General features: G+C 64.3%; 14 protein-coding genes. 3 read left to right on the top strand and 11 right to left on the bottom strand.

Features of this window, described 5'->3' with window-relative positions; all coding sequences use genetic code 11:
* The first annotated feature begins 244 nt into the window (after positions 1–244).
* The 3 genes from V3314_RS11435 to V3314_RS11425 are packed head-to-tail and all read left to right on the top strand — an operon-like array spanning position 245 to position 5,714.
* Positions 245–1,483: an exonuclease SbcCD subunit D C-terminal domain-containing protein gene (locus V3314_RS11435; RefSeq protein WP_108480198.1), complete on the top strand. Its 1,239-nt coding sequence runs from the start codon at positions 245–247 to the stop codon at positions 1,481–1,483.
* The gene (locus V3314_RS11430; RefSeq protein ID WP_338460231.1) at positions 1,480–5,124 is read left to right on the top strand and encodes an AAA family ATPase; all 3,645 of its coding nucleotides are present in this window, start codon (positions 1,480–1,482) and stop codon (positions 5,122–5,124) included. Before V3314_RS11435 ends, V3314_RS11430 begins: the two co-directional genes overlap by 4 nt.
* Complete coding sequence (locus V3314_RS11425; protein WP_338460230.1) at positions 5,121–5,714, top strand: glutathione S-transferase; 594 nt, start codon at positions 5,121–5,123, stop codon at positions 5,712–5,714. The genes V3314_RS11430 and V3314_RS11425 overlap by 4 nt, the downstream gene beginning before the upstream one ends.
* A 121-nt stretch (positions 5,715–5,835) precedes the next feature.
* On the opposite strand, the gene V3314_RS11420 is transcribed toward V3314_RS11425, so the two are convergent.
* The 11 genes from V3314_RS11420 to V3314_RS11370 all read right to left on the bottom strand — a co-directional run bounded on the left by V3314_RS11420 (position 5,836) and on the right by V3314_RS11370 (position 17,996).
* A complete protein-coding gene (locus tag V3314_RS11420) occupies positions 5,836–6,015 on the bottom strand; it encodes a hypothetical protein (RefSeq protein WP_063913828.1) in 180 nt (59 codons plus the stop codon).
* 122 nt (positions 6,016–6,137) lie between these two features.
* Positions 6,138–7,268 carry a lactonase family protein gene (locus V3314_RS11415; protein ID WP_235431434.1) on the bottom strand — a complete coding sequence of 377 codons (1,131 nt, stop codon included), beginning with the start codon at positions 7,266–7,268 and terminating at the stop codon, positions 6,138–6,140.
* Positions 7,234–7,524, bottom strand: a complete 291-nt coding sequence (locus V3314_RS11410; RefSeq protein ID WP_025338261.1) for a DUF5629 family protein — start codon at positions 7,522–7,524, stop codon at positions 7,234–7,236. The genes V3314_RS11415 and V3314_RS11410 overlap by 35 nt, the downstream gene beginning before the upstream one ends.
* A 163-nt stretch (positions 7,525–7,687) precedes the next feature.
* Positions 7,688–10,063 carry an RND family transporter gene (locus V3314_RS11405; protein ID WP_085601525.1) on the bottom strand — a complete coding sequence of 792 codons (2,376 nt, stop codon included), beginning with the start codon at positions 10,061–10,063 and terminating at the stop codon, positions 7,688–7,690.
* A 20-nt stretch (positions 10,064–10,083) separates the two neighbouring features.
* A complete protein-coding gene (locus V3314_RS11400) occupies positions 10,084–11,103 on the bottom strand; it encodes a YCF48-related protein (protein ID WP_338460229.1) in 1,020 nt (339 codons plus the stop codon).
* Positions 11,104–11,478: 375 nt separating this feature from the next.
* Complete coding sequence (gene pepN / locus V3314_RS11395) at positions 11,479–14,136, bottom strand: aminopeptidase N (protein WP_338460228.1); 2,658 nt, start codon at positions 14,134–14,136, stop codon at positions 11,479–11,481.
* A gap of 13 nt (positions 14,137–14,149) precedes the next feature.
* Positions 14,150–14,980: a DUF2797 domain-containing protein gene (locus tag V3314_RS11390; protein ID WP_135002828.1), complete on the bottom strand. Its 831-nt coding sequence runs from the start codon at positions 14,978–14,980 to the stop codon at positions 14,150–14,152.
* Positions 14,977–15,237 carry a DUF1315 family protein gene (locus tag V3314_RS11385; RefSeq protein ID WP_003260154.1) on the bottom strand — a complete coding sequence of 87 codons (261 nt, stop codon included), beginning with the start codon at positions 15,235–15,237 and terminating at the stop codon, positions 14,977–14,979. The genes V3314_RS11390 and V3314_RS11385 overlap by 4 nt, the downstream gene beginning before the upstream one ends.
* Positions 15,238–15,250: 13 nt before the next feature.
* Entirely contained in the window at positions 15,251–16,138 is an 888-nt protein-coding gene (locus V3314_RS11380; RefSeq protein WP_108480205.1) for a rhomboid family intramembrane serine protease, read from the bottom strand.
* Positions 16,135–17,106 (bottom strand): metallophosphoesterase, encoded by a 972-nt coding sequence (locus V3314_RS11375; protein WP_338460227.1) that lies wholly within the window; start codon positions 17,104–17,106, stop codon positions 16,135–16,137. Before V3314_RS11375 ends, V3314_RS11380 begins: the two co-directional genes overlap by 4 nt.
* Positions 17,106–17,996, bottom strand: coding sequence for an NAD(+) kinase (locus V3314_RS11370; protein WP_025338255.1), 891 nt, complete (start codon positions 17,994–17,996; stop codon positions 17,106–17,108). The genes V3314_RS11375 and V3314_RS11370 overlap by 1 nt, the downstream gene beginning before the upstream one ends.
* Between the last annotated feature and the right edge of the window lie 47 nt (positions 17,997–18,043).

The following is an 18,043-nucleotide window of genomic DNA, read 5'->3' as shown; positions in this document are numbered from 1 at the left end:
ACACCGGCGCAGCCGGTGCCACCGTAAGATATTTCTGCACCTGCAACCCAACGCCCTTTGGCGACACAAGGCCGCTACTGCAGAAAGCGTGATCGCATCAAGGCTGTCAGGCGTTCGCTGACACACTTTCAGCGCCTGAGAGATCGAGCGCCATACATCTTCAGGCGAGCACCTGTTAGCCCCATGCTTGGGTTACCATACCGCCCTTTCCCCGCTTGCTCGACTCGACACCAACAGGTCATCCATGCGTCTGTTTCATACCTCCGACTGGCACCTGGGCCAAAGCCTGCACGGCCAGGAACGCGACTTCGAACACGCCTGCTTCCTCGACTGGCTGCTCGGCCAGCTGCGCCTGCGCCAGCCGGATGCGCTGCTGATCGCCGGCGATATCTTCGACACGGTCAACCCGCCGGTCAAAGCCCAGGAACGTCTCTACGACTTCATTGTCCAGGCCCACGAGCAACAGCCGAAGCTGGACATCGTGATGATCGCCGGCAACCACGACTCCGGCTCGCGCATCGAGCTGCCCGCGGCGCTGATGCGCCGCCTGCGCACCCATGCCCTGGGCCGTGTGCACTGGCTGGACGAGGGCCAGCTGGACGCCGAGCGCCTGCTGATTCCGTTGACCAACGGCCGTGGCAAGGTCGCTGCCTGGTGCCTGGCCCTGCCCTTCCTGCGCCCGGCCGAGGTGACCGGCCCGCAATTGGGCGACGACTACCTGCAAGGCATCACCCAGGTGCACCAGCAACTGATCGCCGCCGCGCAAAAAAAGCGCAAGAAGGACCAGGCGCTGATCGCCATCAGCCACGCGCACATGGCCGGTGGTGCGGTGTCGGAGGACTCCGAGCGCAGCCTGATCATCGGCAACGCCGAGGCGCTGCCGGCCAAGCTGTTCGACAAGGCCATCAGTTACGTCGCCCTGGGCCACCTGCACAAGCCGCAGAAGGTCAACCGCGAAGAACGCATCCGCTACAGCGGCTCGCCGATCCCGCTGTCGTTCGCCGAAATCAACTACCCGCACCAGGTGCTGGAAGTGGAGCTGGACGGCACCGGCCTGGTCAGCGTCGAACCGCGCCCGGTACCGCGCGCCGTAGCCCTGCAACGGGTCGGCCCGGCACCACTGGGCGAACTGCTGGAACAGCTGGCCGATCTGCCAGTGGTCGACCTGCTCGAAGACCCCAATCGCCAGCCCTGGCTGGAGGTGCGGGTGATACTGGACGAGCCGCAACCCGACCTGCGCCAGCAGATCGAAACCGCACTGCAAGGCAAGGCCGTGCGCTTGATCCGCATCAGCGCCGAATACGCCGGCCGCAACAATACCGAAGACGATGACCTGGCCTTTGTCGAACTGGCCCAGATGACCCCGCAGGACCTGTTCAGCCGTGCCTGGGAGCAGGCCTATGGCAACCCCGCCGACGAACAGGCGCTGGCCGACTTCGCCCTGCTGTTGCAGGACGTGCAGCAGGAAGAGGAACAGCCATGAAGATTCTCGCCATCCGCCTGAAGAACCTGGCATCTCTGGCTGGCCCGGTCGATATCGATTTCACCGCCGAGCCGCTGGCCAGCGCCGGCCTGTTCGCCATCACCGGGCCTACCGGGGCGGGCAAGAGTACCCTGCTCGACGCCCTTTGCCTGGCGTTGTTCGGCACCGTGCCACGGCTGAACGACATTGGCCGCGAAGCCAAGGTGCCCGACGCCGACGGTGAAATCCCTACCTCCGACCCGCGCAACCTGCTGCGCCGCGGCACCGGCAGTGGCTTTGCCGAAGTCGATTTCGTCGGCATCGATGGCCGCCGCTACCGCGCCCGCTGGGAAGCCAACCGCGCCCGCGACAAGGCAAACGGCAAGCTGCAGCACAGCCGCCAGAGCTTCTACGACCTGGACAGCGAGCAGGTACTGGGCAGCGGCAAGAACGAATACAAACAACTGGTCGAAGCCCGCCTGGGCCTGAACTTCGAACAGTTCACCCGCGCGGTGATGCTGGCCCAGAGCGAATTCGGCGCCTTCCTCAAGGCCGACGACAAAGAACGCAGCGAGCTGCTGGAAAAGCTTACCAACACCGCCATCTACACCCGCCTGGGCCAGCGCGCCTTCAGCAAGGCACGCGAAGCCGGCGAGGCCCACAACGCCCTGAAGGACCGTGCCAGCCACCTGCTGCCGATGGCCGCCGAAGCACGCGCCGAGCTCGACCAGCGCCTGGAGCAGGCGCAACAGCAGTTCAAGGCTGACCAGGCCGGCGAGCGCCAGCTGGAACAGCAACGCAACTGGCTGAACGAGCACCGCCAGCTGCAGGCCCAGCACACCGAAGCCGGCACCGCGCTGCAGGCCGCCGAACAGGACTGGCAACAACTGGCTGACCAGCGCCTGGACCTTGTGCGCCTGGAGCGCCTGGCCCCGCAGCGTCACCAGTTCCACCGCCAGCAGACACTGACCGCGCAACTGGCGCCGGTGGCAGCGAAGATCGCCGAGCAACAGCAGCAGCAAGCCGAGCTGCAGGTACGCACCAGCGAACTCGAACAGGCGCTGGACGCCGCGCGCCAGGCACTTGCCGATAGCCTGGCCCAACACAGCGAAAACACCCCTCGCCTGCGCCAGGCCTTTGCCGCCCAGGACAACCTGGCCCGCCTGGACCAGGAGCTGGCAGCACAGCGCAGTGCCGGCCAGCAGGCCGAGCAGCAGGTCGCCGAAGGCCAACAGCACCTGCAGCAGCTGGAAGACAACCAGCAGCGCAGCCTGCAGCAACTGGCGCAGATCGATACCGCGCTCGCCGACAGCCAGCACCTGGCGGGCCTGGCCAATTCCTGGCACGCCTACCTGCCGCAGCTTAAGCAAGTGATGCTGATCGGTGGCCGCCTGGCCAAGGGCCGCGAAGAATTGCCCGGCCTGCAGGCCCAGGCCAGCCAGGCCAATGCGCACTTGCAGGCCGAGCGCGATGCCTTCGAACTGCTGTTCCGCGAAGCCAAGGCCGAACCCCAGGCCCTGGCAGAACAGATCGACCTGCTGGGTGGCATGCTGCAGGACAACCGCAAGCAGCAGCGCGCCGTGGAAGAGCTGTCACGCCTGCATGGCCGCGAACTGGAACTGCGCCAGCAGCTGGAGGCCGTGCGCGTGCGTCAGCAGCAGGCCATGCAGCAGCGCCAGCAACTGATTACCGAAGGCACCGCCGCCAAGGCCGAGCTGGAGGCCGCCGAGCAAGCGCTCAACCTCACCCGCCAGTTGCTGGAACGCCAGCGCCTGGCACGCAATACCAGCGTCGAAGAGTTGCGCGGCCAGTTGCGCGATGGCGAACCCTGCCCGGTGTGTGGCAGCGCCGAGCACCCGTTTCACCAGCCAGAAGCGCTGCTGCAAAGCCTGGGTCGCCATGACCAGGCCGAGGAAGATGCCGCGCAGAAGCAGGTCGAAACCCTCAACAGCAAGCTGGTTGAGCTGCGCACTCAGCTGGGCGTGGTCAACGCCCAGCTCAAGGACTTCCAGCAGCAACAGCAGCAACTGGGCGAACAGCTGCAACCGCTGGTAGCCCAGGTGCAGGCACACAGCCTGTGGCCGGCCCTGGCCCCGCAGGACGACAAGGCCCGCAGTGCCTGGCTCGACAGCCAGCTGCGACGCCTGGACGAAGAAATCGGCCAGGATGAGAAACGCCAGAGCGCCCTGCTCGCCCTGCAAAAAGATGCAGCCCGTCTCAACCAGCAACTGCAGGCTGCCCAACAGGCGCAACAGCAAGCCCAGCGTCACCTGGAGCAACAGCACCAGGCCCTGGCCAGCGACGAGCAGCAGTTGCAGCAAGGCCTTGACGACCTGGCCGGGGTGTTGCCCGAAGAGGCCCTCAAGGCCTTGAACGACGACCCGGCCAATGCCTTCCTCGCTCTGGACCAGCAGATTGCCCAACGCCTGCAGCAACTCGAGCAGCGCAAGGACGAACAGGAAGAACAGCAAGCCCGCCAGGCCCAGCTGGACAAACTGCGTGACCAGCAACAGGCTCGCATTCAGACCCTGCAGCAGTTGCAGCACACACTTGCCGCCCTCGACGAACAGCGCCAACAGGCCCAGGCTTCGCTCGGCGAACTGCTGGGCGAGCACGACAGCGCCGAAGCCTGGCAACAGCACATGGACGCCACGCTGGAGCAGGCCCGCGCCCTCGACGCCGACACTGCCCAGCGCCTGCAGGACCTGCGCACCCAAGGCGTGCAACTGGCCAGCGAACTCAAGGCCAACACCCAGCAGCAGCAGGCGCTGGATGCCGAGTGCCAGCAGTTGCAGGGCCAGATCGCCCAGTGGCGCGCAGAACACCCGGAACTGGACGACGCCGGCCTGAATCGCCTGCTGAGCATGGATGACACGCAAGTCAATGAACTGCGCCAGCGCCTGCAAGGGGCGGAAAAAACCATCGAACAGGGCCGCGTGCTGCTGCAGGAACGTGAACAACGCCTGCAGCAACATGCTGCGCAAATGACCGTGGACACCTCTGCCGACGCGTTGGAACAGGCCCTGGCCGAGCTGCGCGAACGCTTGGCCGGCCACGAGCAGCAATGCGCCGAACTGCGTGCACAGCAGGCCGATGACCAGCGTCGCCAACAGGCGCACCAGGCGCTGGCGGCGGAAATCGAGCAGGCCCATCAGCAGTGGCAACGCTGGGCTCGCCTGAACGCCCTGATCGGTTCGGCCTCGGGCGATGTGTTCCGCAAGATCGCCCAGGGCTACAACCTCGACCTGCTGCTGCACCACGCCAACGCCCAGTTGCGCCAGCTGGCCCGCCGCTACCGCCTCAAGCGCGGCGGCAGCGCCCTCGGCCTGCTGGTGCTGGACACCGAGATGGGTGACGAACTGCGTTCGGTGCACTCGCTGTCTGGCGGGGAAACCTTCCTGGTGTCGCTGGCCCTGGCCCTGGGCCTGGCCTCGATGGCCTCCAGCACGCTGCGTATCGAATCGCTGTTCATCGACGAAGGCTTCGGCAGCCTCGACCCCGAGTCGCTGCAACTGGCCATGGACGCCCTCGACGGTTTGCAAGCTCAGGGCCGCAAGGTGGCGGTTATTTCCCACGTGCAGGAAATGCACGAACGCATCCCGGTGCAGATCCAGGTGCGCCGCCAAGGCAATGGCCTGAGTGACGTGGAGGTGTGCGGGTGATCCTCTACTCGTTCCGCCGCTGCCCCTGGGCCATGCGCGCGCGCCTGGCCCTGCGCTATGCGGGGTGCGAGGTGGAGATTCGCGAGGTGGCGATGAAGAACAAGCCGGCGCAACTGCTGGCCTTGTCACCCAAGGGCACGGTGCCGGTACTGGATACCGGTGCCGGAGTGCTCGAAGAAAGCCTGGACATCATGCGCTGGGCGCTGGCGCAAAACGACCCACAGGACTGGCGACTGCAGGGCGACCCTGCGGCGGCGCAGCAGGCTGAAACACTGATTGCGCGCAACGACAGCACGTTCAAGGGGCAGGTAAACCTGTACAAGTATGCCGAGCGCTACCCCGATCATACCCGCGAGCATTACCGCCAGCAGGCCGAGGCCTGGCTGGCGGAGCTCGAAGGCCTGCTGGCGGGCAGGCCCTACTTGCTGGCCACGCACCCGAGCATTGCCGATGCCGCATTGCTGCCCCTGATGCGCCAGTTTGCCGGGGTCGAACCGCAGTGGTTCGCCGAGGCGGCTTATCCGCGAGTGCGGAGCTGGCTGGAGGGGTGGTTGGCTTCGGAGCTGTTCAAGGCCGTAATGGCCAAATGAACCCTGTTTCCTGTACTGGCCCTATCGCCGGCAAGCCAGCTCCCACAGGTACGGTGCTGGACCTGAGGCCTGCTCAACCCCTGTGGGAGCCGGCTTGCCGGCGATAGGGCCAGTACAGGATTCAGTGGTGGTGCTTGCCACTCAATGCCGCATGGAAATTGGCACTCTGGCGCAGGTACTGTTCGGTGTAGCTATGGGTGGCGGACGCCTTGCCGCTGCTGTCGGCATGGGCATGCGTCGGCAACACGACCGAAGCGGAAATGGCGGATGCGGCAATGACCGGGAAGAGATTGAAGTTCATCTGGGCTGACCTCGACGGCGGTGGTTTGACGTTGGCCCGTTTGGGCCTTGGGTCAAACTTACGCCGCCGAAGCCGCAGGCAAAAATTCATTGCGGCAGTATCGATTATCACGCCGATCGATATCACTCGATGAACTTCAGGTCCGACGGCGCATCCTGCTTCAGTGTCTGTACCGTTTCCAACAGGCGGCCGCTACGCGGATCGCGGCGTATCACCACGATCTGGTTGCTCTTCTGGTTGGCCACCAGCAGGAAGTTGTCACTCGGGTCGAGGGCGAACTCGCGGGGGTGATCACCCTCCACCGAACGGCGCTGCAGGAATGCCAACTGGCCGTCCTGCTTGCCCACGCTGAACACCACGATCTCGTTGACCGTGCCACGGTTGCTCACATAAAGGAAGCGCCCGTCCGCCGACAGATGCAAGCCACCTGCCGCTTTAGCCGCAGCCTCCCTGCTCTCGGTCAGGGGCAGGCGCTGGCGCTCGACCAGGTTGCCCTCCTGCACATCGAACATCACCACTTCGGCAGTCATCTCCAGGGTCAGGTAGGCGTGCCTGCCCTTGGCGTCGAACAACAGGTGGCGCGGCCCGCTGCCCGGCGGCAGGTCCACCGACGCGGGGATCGCCGGCGTCAGCGGGTGGTCTGCGCTGGCACCGTCGTAGCGGTAGATGAACACCTTGTCGGCACCCAGGTCGCTGGCATACAGGTGGCGACCGTCCGGTGACAACACCAGCGAATGCACATGAGCGCCGACCTGGCGCTCGGGGTTGACCCCACTCGCCTTGTGCCGGGCCTGTTGCACCACTGGCTTGAGCTTGCCGTCCTTGGCCACCGGGATTACCACCAGGCTGCCGCCGGGGTCGGGCTGGACCGCGTAGTTGGCCACGAACAGGTAACGCTGGTCCTGGCTGAGGCTGGCGTGAGTCGGCTCGTCACCTTGGCTGGCCACCTGGTTGAGGGGCTTGATCTCGCCTTTTGCACTGACGCTGAAACTGCTGGCATGGCCGTTCGGGGTTTCATTGACTGCGAACAGCTGGCGTTGATCGGCCGACAGTACCAGCCAGGAAGGGCTGACACTCTTCACCACCTGCTGCGGCGCAGGGTCGATATGGCCGGTCTTTTCGTCAAACCGATAGCGGTAGATGCCCTGGCTGGCGCCATCGGTGTAACTGCCCACCAACAAGGTGGCGGCGTGGGCGTGGAGGGTCATGCTCATCAGGCTAGCGGTCAGCAGGCTCGTCCAGATCCGATTCATCTTCATCATCATCCGGGGCACGAAAGGCACTCATACAGACTAGTCGATGCTCGCCGTTGGCATCGTCGAGTTGCCACTCGTCACCCACGGCGATGGCAGCAGTGATCTGCTCGGGGGTGAAGGACCAGCGGCGGAGCTGGCGGCCGTCCATGCATTCGATGGTGAGGCCGGATTCATCGGAGGTGAAGTCGAAAGCGTGCAGGCCGTCGATCAGGAGCATGTCACAGGACTGCAGGGCGGTGGCGAGGGGGGACATGGGGGTACCAATCTGAAATGAGTTGGCATTATAGCCATGGGGCTGCTTTGCAGCCCATCGCCGGCAAGCCAGCTCCCACAGGGATCGCACAAATCTGGAGGCTTGCGCTGTACCTGTGGGAGCTGGCTTGCCGGCGATGGGCCGCAAAGCGGCCCCCTGCAATTCAATGGGCAAAAATCGACCCGCCCTCCTTGCCCACCATCTTCTCCGGCTTGATCAGGAACCGCGCCAACGCCGGCAACAACCACAGCGCCCCGAACATGTTCCACAACAACATGAAAGTCAGCATCAGCCCCATGTCCGCCTGGAACTTGATCGCCGAGAAGATCCAGGTGCACACGCCGATGGCCAGGCACAACCCGGTGAACAGCACCGCCTTGCCGGTCGAGCGCAAGGTCTCGTAATAAGCCTCCTGCAACGGCAACCCGGCGCGCAGGAAGCTTTCCAGCCGGCTGTAGATGTAGATGCCATAGTCCACGCCGATGCCCACACCCAGCGCCACCACCGGCAGGGTCGCCACCTTGACCCCGATGCCCATGTAGGCCATCAGCGCGTTGCCCAGCACCGAGGTCAGCACCAGCGGCAGGACAATGCACAGGGTGGCGGCAAACGAACGGAAGGTAATCAGGCACATCACCGCCACGCAGATGTACACCAGGATCAGGATGGTCAGCTCGGCCGACTTGATCACCTCGTTGGTCGCCGCCTCGATCCCGGCGTTGCCCGCCGCCAGCAGGAACTGCAGGCCTTCCTTGTTGTGGCTGTCGGCAAACGCCTTGGCCACGGCAGTGACCCGCTCCAGGGTTTCGGCCTTGTGGTCGTTGAGGAACACCAGCACCGGTGCCAGCGAGCAGTCGCCGTTGTACAGGCCATCGGCGCGGGCGATGGAGTTGTTGAGGATGTCAGGGTTGCGCGACAGGGTTTCCCATTTCAGGCTGCCCTCGTTCATGCCCTTGATCACCTGCTTGGACACGGTCACGAGGGAAATCGCCGACTGCACGCCAGGGGTGTTCTGCATGGTCCACATCAGCTCGTCGATCGGCGCCATGGTCGAGTGGATCGAGCAGCTTTCGGGCGGGGTCTTGACCATGATCACCAGCACATCGGAACTGGTCGAGTAGTTGCTGATGATGAAGTTGTTGTCCTGGTTGTAGCGCGAGTCGGGGCGCAGCTCCGGCGCGCCCTGGTCGAGGTCGCCGATCTTCAGGTTCTGGCTGTACCACAGGCCACCGGCGAAGGCGACCAGCGCCAAGGCCACCGATACTGGCGCCACCTTGGCACTGGCGAAGTTCGACAGCAGGCGCCAGAACGGGTGCTCGCGGGTGGCGTCCTGCTTGCTGCGCTCGACGGCCTTCCTGCTGATGCCGACATAGGAAATGGCTACCGGCAGCAGGATGAGGTTGGTGAACACGATCACCGCCACACCGATGGACGCACCGATGGCCAGTTCACGGATCACCCCGATGTCGATTATCAGCAAGGTGATGAAGCCCACGGCGTCGGCAAGGATGGCGATCATCCCCGGCAGGAACAGCTGGCGGAAGGTGCGCCGGGCGGCGGTCAGCGCGTTGTCGGCGTCACTCGACTGCAGGGCGATACCGTTGATCTTCTGCACCCCGTGGGAAATGCCGATGGCGAAGATCAGGAACGGCACCAGCATCGAGTACGGGTCCAGGCCAAAGCCCACCGCATGCATCAGCCCCAGCTGCCAGACCACCGCCACCAGGGTGGTGATGAGCACGGCGATGGTGCTGCGGATGCACCAGGTGAACCAGTACAACAGCACCCAGGTGATGGCCAGGGCGACGCCGAAGAACATCGCCACCATCACCAGGCCGTCGATCAGGTCGCCGACCTTCTTGGCGAAGCCGACGATGTGCACCTTCACGTTGGGGTTCTGCGCCTGGAACTTGTCACGAATCTTTTCTTCCAGCTGGTGCGAGAACTGCTGATAGTCCAGCTTCACCTGCCTGCCCGGGTCCTGCGGGTCTGGGTAGCTCTCCAGCAGCGGTACATCGACGATGCTGGACTTGAAGTTGTTGCCCACCAGGCGCCCCACCTGGCCCGACTTGAGCACGTTGTCGCGCAGGGTGTCGAGGCTGTCCTGCGAGCCGTTGTAGGTGTTGGGAATCACCTCGCCACCGGAGAAGCCTTCCTCGGTGACCTCGCTCCAGCGCACGCTGGGGCTCCACAGCGACTTCAGCCCGGCACGGTCGACGCCAGGGATATAGAACACTTCGTCATGGATCTGCCGCAGGGTCTCCATGTAGTCCTTGTCGAAGATGTCGCCATTCACTGCCTCCACCGAAATGCGCACGGTGTTGCCGAGGTTGGCCAGGTCGTTGCGGTGCTCCATCATCTGCTCGATGAACGGGTGCTGCAGCGGGATCATCTTCTCGAAGCTGGTGGACGGGCGGATCTGCGTGGCCTGCCAGAACAGGAAGATGCTGACCAGTACGCACAGGGCGATGACCACCGGGCGATTGTTGAAGATCAGGCGTTCGAGCAGCGTGGCCTTGTCCTGGTGATGCGGGTGCATGGTGATGCTCTCCCTGCTGGTCATGGACGCACCTCCTGGTCAGCACCCTGCGGGTCAGCCAGGTGCACGCCACCCTGCCCTACCAGCAGCAGGCCGCCATCGGCCAGGCCGCTGACGCCGGCCAGGGCAATGCGGTCGGCGCGGTTGTAGACACTGAAGGTCTGGCCATCATCGGTACTGCGCAGCACGCTGCCGCCATTGCCGACCAGCACCAGGCTACCGTCCTCGACAAGCGTAGCGCCTGCCAGGCCGAATTCGAGGGTGCCACGTGCGACCTTGAGCTCGATCGGCTGCCAGCTGTCACCAAAATCGGTGGAACGGAACAGGTTGCCGCGCAGGCCGTAGGCCAGCAGGGTGTGCGGCCGGGCAGTGCCGATCACGCCGAACAGCGAGCCCTCGTAAGGGCCCTGGACCTTGGCCCAGGTCTGGCCGTGGTCGGCGGAGCGGAACATGCCACCCTGCTCGCCGACGATGAACAGGCCTGCGTCGCGCACCTGGGCGATACCGTTCAGGTGCAGCTGGTCGGGGTTGTCCAGGCGCTCGGCCACGTCCTGCCAGTGCTGGCCACCGTCGGTGGTCTCCAGCAAGGCGCCGTAGGCACCTACGGCAAAGCCGTGCCGAGCATCGAGGAAGACGACATCGAGCAACGGTGCTTCGCGGGACAGGTCTTCGAATTGCTTGCTCCAGGTGGCACCACCATCGCTGCTGGCGAGCACCAGCGCATCGTGGCCGACGGCCCAGCCGTGCTTGTCGTCGAGGAAAAACACCGCGGTGAGCAGTTGCCGGGTGGGCACCCGCGCCTGGGTCCAGGTGCTGCCCTGGTCGTCAGAGAACAGGATATGACCGCGATCGCCCACCACCACCAGGCGCTTGCCGGCATGAGTGGTATCGATCAGCAGGCTTTGGCTGGCCTTGGCCGATTCGGTGGAGTATTCGTCGGCGGCAGCGGCTTGCACGCTGTCAGCCCACACGCCAAGCCCCAGCGCCAGTACTGCGCCGGCTGCCAATGGCCAGGCAAAGCGCCTGTTCTGTTCCCTCATGACTGTCCCCCTGTTGTTCTTGTCTGGTGGGTCAATGCACTGCACGTACTGCGAAAAGCCTGATCTAGAGGCCTGCAATAGCTTGAGGGGATCGTAGCGGGGATGTTTGCGGGAACACAACGGGCGGGGTGTTATGTTTTGTTGTCGCCTGTAAAAAGCAGGGGCCGCTGTGCGGCCCATCGCCGGCAAGCCAGCTCCCACAGGTACTGCACATGCCTTGAAAGCAGTCAAATACCTGTGGGAGCAATAAGGCCCTTGCAGGCAATACAAGACAATTGAGCTCACAGGTACTGCACAGGCATTGAAGGCAGTGGAGTACCTGTGGGAGCTGGCTTGCCGGCGATGGGCTGCAAAGCAGCCCCAGTTTCTACAGGCTCAAGCCAGGCTCTTGCTCACAACCTCATACACATCACTGGACAGCTCACCAGAAGCCAGAATCCGCTCCAGCTCGCCCTTCATCAGGGCCTGACGCGCAGCGTCATACTTGCGCCAGCGGGTCAGCGGTGCCAGTTGCCGCGAGGCGATCTGCGGGTTCAGCGCATTCAGCTCGATCACCAGGTCCGCCAGGAAGCGGTAGCCGGAGCCATCCGCCGCATGGAAGTTGACCAGGTTCTGCCCGGCAAAGGCGCCGATCAGCGCGCGCACCTTGTTCGGGTTCTTCAGGGTGAACGCCGGGTGCTGCATCAGCGCCTTGACCCGCGCCAACCCGCCCGGCAGCGCGCTGGCCGCCTGCACGCTGAACCATTGGTCCATGACCAGCGGGTTGTCCTTGAAGTGCTCGGCAAAGGCTTCCAGCGCCTTGGCCCGCTCGGCTTCGAACGGCGAGTTGACCAGCACTGCCAGCGCGGTCAGGCGCTCGGTCATGTTGTCGCAGTGCTCGAACTGCTCCAGGGTCGCTTCCAGCACCTGTGGCTTGCCACTCAGCATCAGGTAAGAGAGGGCGATGTTTTGCAGGCTGCGGCGGGCAAAGTGCTCGGCCGAGGCCACGTAGGCGGTGCTGCGCGACACTTCGCGGTTGGCCTTGTAGCGCGCCCACAGGGCGTCGAACAGCTGCTCGGCGATCTGCTGGCGGGCGAACTCGCGGGCGGCGTGGATGGCGTCCACGTCGGCCACCTGGCTGATCTCGGTGAGGTAGGCCTCACCCGGCAGCGAGAGCATTTCGGCAACCATGGCAGGGTCCAGCGACTCGTTGCCGAGCACGGTGCCAAGGGCGGTGATCAGGCGCTGATCGAGCGTGAGTGCTTCGCCACGCTGATGCTGGCCGATCAGCTCCTGCAACACCTGCACCGACAACTGCTGCCCCGCCTCCCAGCGGTTGAAGCCGTCGCTGTCGTGCTGCATCAGGAACATCAGCTGGTCGCGGTCGTAGGGGAAGCTCAGCTTGACCGGTGCACTGAAACCGCGCAGCAGCGACGGCAGCGGCTTGGCCCGGATGCCCTGGAAGGTGAAGGTCTGCTCGGCCTCGGTCACCGACAGCACGCGGCTGGTGCCCTGCGCTGTCGCTTCGCCGGCCAGTTGCAGCGGCAGGTCGTTGCCTGCGGTATCCAGCAGGCCAAGTTCCACCGGGATCACGAACGGCAGTTTTTCGGCCTTGTCCGGGGTCTGCGGGCAGCTCTGGCGGAAGGTCAGGCTGTAGGTCTGCGCGGCCGCGTCATAGGCCTCGCTGACTTCCAGGCGTGGGGTGCCGGCCTGGTTGTACCAGCGCTTGAACTGGGTGAAGTCGACACCGTTGGCGTCTTCCATGGCCTTGATGAAATCGTCGGTGGTCACCGCCTGGCCATCGTGGCGTTCGAAGTACAGGTCGCTGCCCTTGCGGAAGCCGTCTGCGCCCAGCAGGGTACGAACCATGCGCACCACTTCGGCGCCTTTCTCGTACACGGTCAGGGTGTAGAAGTTGGAGATCTCGATGAAGCTGTCCGGGCGTACCGGGTGGGCCATGGGGCCAGCATCTTCGGCGAACTGGTGAGTACGCAGGTAGGCCACGTCTTCGATGCGTTTGACCGTGCGCGAGTTCATGTCGGCGCTGAACTCGGCATCGCGGAACACCGTGAAGCCTTCTTTCAGCGACAGCTGGAACCAGTCACGGCAAGTGACGCGGTTGCCCGACCAGTTGTGGAAATACTCGTGGGCAACCACGCCTTCGACGCGTTGGTGGGCGGCATCGGTGGCGGTTTCGGCACGGGCCAGCACACAGCTGGAGTTGAAGATGTTCAGGCCCTTGTTTTCCATGGCGCCCATGTTGAAGTCGTTGACCGCGACGATCATGAAGATGTCCAGGTCGTACTCGCGGCCATAGACTTCTTCGTCCCAGCGCATGGACTTCTTCAGGCTGACCATGGCGTGGTCGCACTTGTCGATGTTCTCGGGCTCGACGTAGATGCGCAGGGTCACGTCACGGCCGGACTGGCGGGTGAAGCTGTCCTCGACGCACCACAAATCACCGGCCACCAGGGCGAACAGGTAGGCCGGCTTCATGAACGGGTCTTCCCAGGTCGCCCAGTGGCGACCATCGTCTGCCGGCCCGCTACCGATCGGGTTGCCGTTCGACAACAATACCGGGTAGCGATGCTGTTCGGCGATGACCGTGGTGGTGAAGGTGCTCATCACGTCCGGGCGGTCGAGGTAGTAGGTGATCTTGCGGAAGCCTTCGGCCTCGCACTGGGTGCAGAACATCTTGCCCGACTTGTACAGGCCTTCCAGTGCGGTGTTGCTCTCGGGGTGGATCTTCACGCTGGTGTCGAGGGTGAAGCGCTCGGCCTTGGGCTGCACGGTCAGGCTGTCGGCATCGAGCTGGTAGTCGCCCGGCTGCAGCTCCTGGTCATCCAGCGAGGCGCGCAGCAGTTCCAGCTGCTGGCCATCGAGCTCCAATGGCGGCAGGCCGGCACCGCGTGCCGGGTTGCGGCGCATGACCAGTTGCGCGTGGACCAGGGTGTGGCCCTCGAACAGCTCGAAGGTCAGGTGCGTCTCGTCGATCAGGTACTCGGGCGCCTGGTAATCCTTGAGGTAGATCACTTGCGGTTGTTCGGTACGCATGTGCAGGTCCTTTTTACTGGAGCACGGCCAACTGGTAGGCCGTGTACTTGCGAATATTGATCACACCGGTGTCGAAGATCAGGTACTGGCCCTTGATGCCCAGCAGCGTGCCTTCCACTACCGGGTCCTTGTCGAGGTTGAAGCTGACGATCTTCGCCGGGTAGGCCTCGACCGGGTACTTCATCTGCACCACTTCGGCATCGGCCAGCGGCTGGATCGCCTGCAGGCCGAAGCGGCCCTGCAGCTCGCGCAGGCCATCTGCGCAGGTGTCGAAGACTTGCTCACGAATGGCGACCAGGTCGAGCTCCTCGGCATCGCCCTTGAGCAGGGTGCGCCAGTTGGTGCGGTCCGGCACCTGGCTGCGCAGCAGGTCTTCAACCAGGCCGGACTGCTGGCGGGTGGCAACGCGCATGATCGGCAGGGCCTGGCTGGCGCCCTGGTCGAGCCAGCGGGTGGGCAGCTGGGTGGCGCGGGTGATGCCGACCTTGATCCCCGACGAGTTGGCCAGGTAGACCACGTGATCGGTCATGCAGAACTGTTCGCCCCACGACGGCTCGCGGCAGGTGCCGGCGTCGTAGTGGCATTTTTCCGGAGCCATGATGCACACATCGCACTGGGCCAGCCTGGTCATGCACGGGTAGCAGTAACCCTGGCTGAAGCTGGTCTTGGTGCGCTTGCCACAATGGCTGCAGTGAATGGCGCCGAGGTATTCAAGGCGCAGGCGCTGGCCGATCAGCGGGTTCACCGGCACCTGCGTGTCATCCAGGCGGAAGCTGTACTGCACCACTGGTGCCTGCAGGCTTACCGCCATCTTGCTCAACGAGCCACGAGCGAGTTCGATCAATGTACCGAGTCCGACTTGAACAGAATGTTGGCGATCGGCGCGGACTTCGAGGCGCATTCCTGCGGGCCCATGTAGCCGGTACGCTGGTCTTCGGGGAGGTTTTTCATCTCCCATGCGATTACCGCCTGCAGCGACAGCTCTTTCTGCTCGGCAGTGAGCTTGCGGCCATCCGACCATTTGCCGATTTCCACGGCCAGTTTCAGGCTTTCGTAGATTTCCGGGGTGATGTTTTCGATCATTTGCGCGAAAGTGGACATAGTGTCTCCTGATTCAAGCCGACAGTTTACGCCGGGCCAGCGCCCCACCCAAGAGCCCGGTCAGGCATCCGATGAGCAGCCCGCCGACGTGGGCGGCATTGGCGATCTGGCCGAGGCCCAGGGTGTCGATAACGCCGCTCAGGCACACCACCAGCCAGATCAGCATCATCACCAGCACGCCCTTGGGCAGGTTGAAGTAACGGTCGGGTGCCAGCCATTGGCACAGCCAGATGTGCCCGAGCAGGCCGTACAGCACGCCGGACAGGCCGCCAAACAGGCTCGGCCCGCTGCTGAAGTGCTGGGCCAGGTTGGACACCAGGCTGAACAACAGGGTCAGGCCCAGCAGCGCCCACGGGCCCTGGCGCAATTCGATGCGTTTGCCCAGTTCCCAGTACCACAGGCTGTTCATGGCCAGGTGCAGCACGCCGAAATGCAGCAGCATGGGCGATACCAGGCGCCACCACTGGCCTTCGTCCAGGCTTTGCGCCAGTGGGCTGAAATACAGGTAGTCGCCCTGGACGCGGAAGTCGAGGAAGGTGAACCAGCTGATGGTGGTGAAGTTGTCGCCCAGGCCGGTAAGGCCGGCGACGATGAAGCACAGCAGCAGGGTGATAGTGGTGACTTTGCAGGCTCTGGCCTGTTCTGCCAGGGACGGTTGTGTAGGGCTATTCGCGGGTAAACCCGCTCCCACAGGGTCCTGAGCAAGTTCAAGGTCGGCGTTGCCGTCGGGGTAGCGCTGGTAGAGTTCGCGGACGTCTGCCGCCAGGGTGTCGGGGGCCCAGAGCACCTGGGCATCGCCTTCCTCGCTGACCCGGTGCGGCACCTGCAGGCGCTGCAGCAGGTGAACGAAGCCGCTGAGGTCGACCGACAGCGGCAGGCGCATCACTTCGATAATGTTCATTGGTTGGCCTGTGGGCGGTCCACATCGACCCAGACGAACTTGTGCGGGTCGATGCGGGTTTCATCATCCAGCCGGTAGGCGGCCAGCTTGCCGTAGAGCACGGCGCTGTAGTCCAGGCAGGCCAGGTTGGCGCGGATCGGCGCCGGGCGGCCGCTGCGCCAGTAATGGCCGACGAACAGCATGGGCTCGTCTTCGGCATAGCGCAGCAAGGCGTTCTTCTGGCTGTGACTGAGCGGGGTGCTGGCCACTTCCGCAGGCAGAGCGTCTGGCTGGAACACGATGTCGCCGTAGGTTTGCGGGTCCTCTTCCCAGAACTTGGTACGGAAGAAGGCACGGGTCAGGCCATCGCCACCGGTGAGGGTCAGGCCGTCCGGCAGGCGCATGTCGGTACCGCGCAGCAGGCGGTTGCACACGGTGGCGGCAAAGCTGCCGCTCACCGCCGAAGCCTGGATGAAGTGCTCGTCGATACGACCGTCGGGGTACTGCTGGCGCAGCGGCTCGATCAGCCGCGGGTCCCAGCAGGCATGCACCAGGCGGAAACGCCCGGCGTCGACGAACAGCGGCAACTCGTAGAACCAGTTGACGAAGTCGTGCCAGTCAGCGGGGTGGTTGGCAAACTGGGTCAGGGTTTCGTCGATCAACCGGGCGTGGCGCGGCGTATGCTCGCGCACGAAGGCCTTGCCGCTGCCAGGCAGCGCCGGGGTAACCCAGCCCAGGGCATTGTACTCGTGGTTGCCCATGATGCAGAACGCCTGGCCGGCCTCGACCATGTCGTGGACGATGTGCAACGCCTCGCGAATGCGTGGCCCGCGGTCGACGATGTCGCCAAGGAACAGCGCCTGGCGCCGCGGGTGGCACCACACGCCGGCCATACGCTTGTAACCAAGGGCGTCGAGCAGGCGTTCAAGGGTCAGCGCACAACCGTGCACGTCACCGATGATGTCGAAACTACGCGCCGGATCGAGCATCAGTCGTCCCTGCTTCCCAGGCGGCTGCCCCAGCCGAGCTTGGTGCGGCAGACCTCGTAGTAGTTGTGGTCCAGCGGGTGGATCAGGCGCAGCTTCTGCGGTTTCTTGCTCACCGTGATGGTGTCACCGGGGGCGCAGGTGAAGTGGTTCTGGCCGTCACAGGATACTTGCGGGTAGATCTGCAGGTCCTTGGACACCACGATCTTCAGCTCGCTGTTGCCGTCGACCACGATCGGCCGGCCCGACAGGGTATGCGGGTACATTGGCACGATGACGATGGCGTCGAGCTTGGGGTGCATGATCGGGCCGCCGGCCGACAGGGCATAGGCTGTGGAGCCGGTGGGGGTGGCGACGATCAGGCCGTCGGCCTTCTGGCTGCAGACGAACTGGCCGTCGATGTAGATCTCGAACTCGATCATGCGCGTGGACTTGCCCGGGTGCAGCACCACGTCGTTCAGTGCATCACCCTGGCCGATGGCTTCGTTGTGGCGGCGTACCTCGGCCTGCAGCAGGAAGCGGTTTTCCACCAGGTAGTGGCCGTCGAGCACTTCGGCGACCTTCTCTTCCAGCTCGTCGGGGCGGATGTCGGTGAGGAAGCCCAGGTTGCCACGGTTGATGCCCAGCACCGGAATGTTGTGCCGGGCCAGAGCGCGGGCGGCGCCCAGCAGGCTGCCGTCGCCGCCGACCACGATGACCAGGTCGCAGACCTCGCCCAGCAGCTTGCGGGTAGAGGTTTGCAGGCCATGGCCAGGCAGCACTTCGGCAATGGTGTCCTCGAGGATCACGTGCAGGTGGCGCTCGAGGAGGAATTTTTTCAGTCGGCGAATGGTGTCGAGCACCTGGGAGCTGCCAAGGCGGCCGATGATACCGATATTGCGAAATTGCTCCATGGGGCTCCTGCGAGGCTCTGCGGCGGGTGACTATGCCGCGATTATGG

This window comes from Pseudomonas sp. TE3-3-F2023, from assembly GCF_036784815.1.
GTDB lineage: Bacteria > Pseudomonadota > Gammaproteobacteria > Pseudomonadales > Pseudomonadaceae > Aquipseudomonas > Aquipseudomonas pudica.
This window is presented reverse-complemented; position numbering and strand designations above follow the sequence as displayed.

Coding starts and splice junctions, on each gene's coding strand:
- V3314_RS11410 (WP_025338261.1), bottom strand. CDS start 7,524: ATGTCCCCCCTCGCCACCGCCCTGCAGTCCTGTGACATGCTCCTGATC.
- V3314_RS11375 (WP_338460227.1), bottom strand. CDS start 17,106: ATGCTCGATCCGGCGCGTAGTTTCGACATCATCGGTGACGTGCACGGT.
- V3314_RS11385 (WP_003260154.1), bottom strand. CDS start 15,237: ATGTCCACTTTCGCGCAAATGATCGAAAACATCACCCCGGAAATCTAC.
- V3314_RS11435 (WP_108480198.1), top strand. CDS start 245: ATGCGTCTGTTTCATACCTCCGACTGGCACCTGGGCCAAAGCCTGCAC.
- V3314_RS11370 (WP_025338255.1), bottom strand. CDS start 17,996: ATGGAGCAATTTCGCAATATCGGTATCATCGGCCGCCTTGGCAGCTCC.
- V3314_RS11380 (WP_108480205.1), bottom strand. CDS start 16,138: ATGAACATTATCGAAGTGATGCGCCTGCCGCTGTCGGTCGACCTCAGC.
- V3314_RS11405 (WP_085601525.1), bottom strand. CDS start 10,063: ATGCACCCGCATCACCAGGACAAGGCCACGCTGCTCGAACGCCTGATC.
- pepN (WP_338460228.1), bottom strand. CDS start 14,136: ATGCGTACCGAACAACCGCAAGTGATCTACCTCAAGGATTACCAGGCG.
- V3314_RS11430 (WP_338460231.1), top strand. CDS start 1,480: ATGAAGATTCTCGCCATCCGCCTGAAGAACCTGGCATCTCTGGCTGGC.
- V3314_RS11400 (WP_338460229.1), bottom strand. CDS start 11,103: ATGAGGGAACAGAACAGGCGCTTTGCCTGGCCATTGGCAGCCGGCGCA.
- V3314_RS11420 (WP_063913828.1), bottom strand. CDS start 6,015: ATGAACTTCAATCTCTTCCCGGTCATTGCCGCATCCGCCATTTCCGCT.
- V3314_RS11415 (WP_235431434.1), bottom strand. CDS start 7,268: ATGAATCGGATCTGGACGAGCCTGCTGACCGCTAGCCTGATGAGCATG.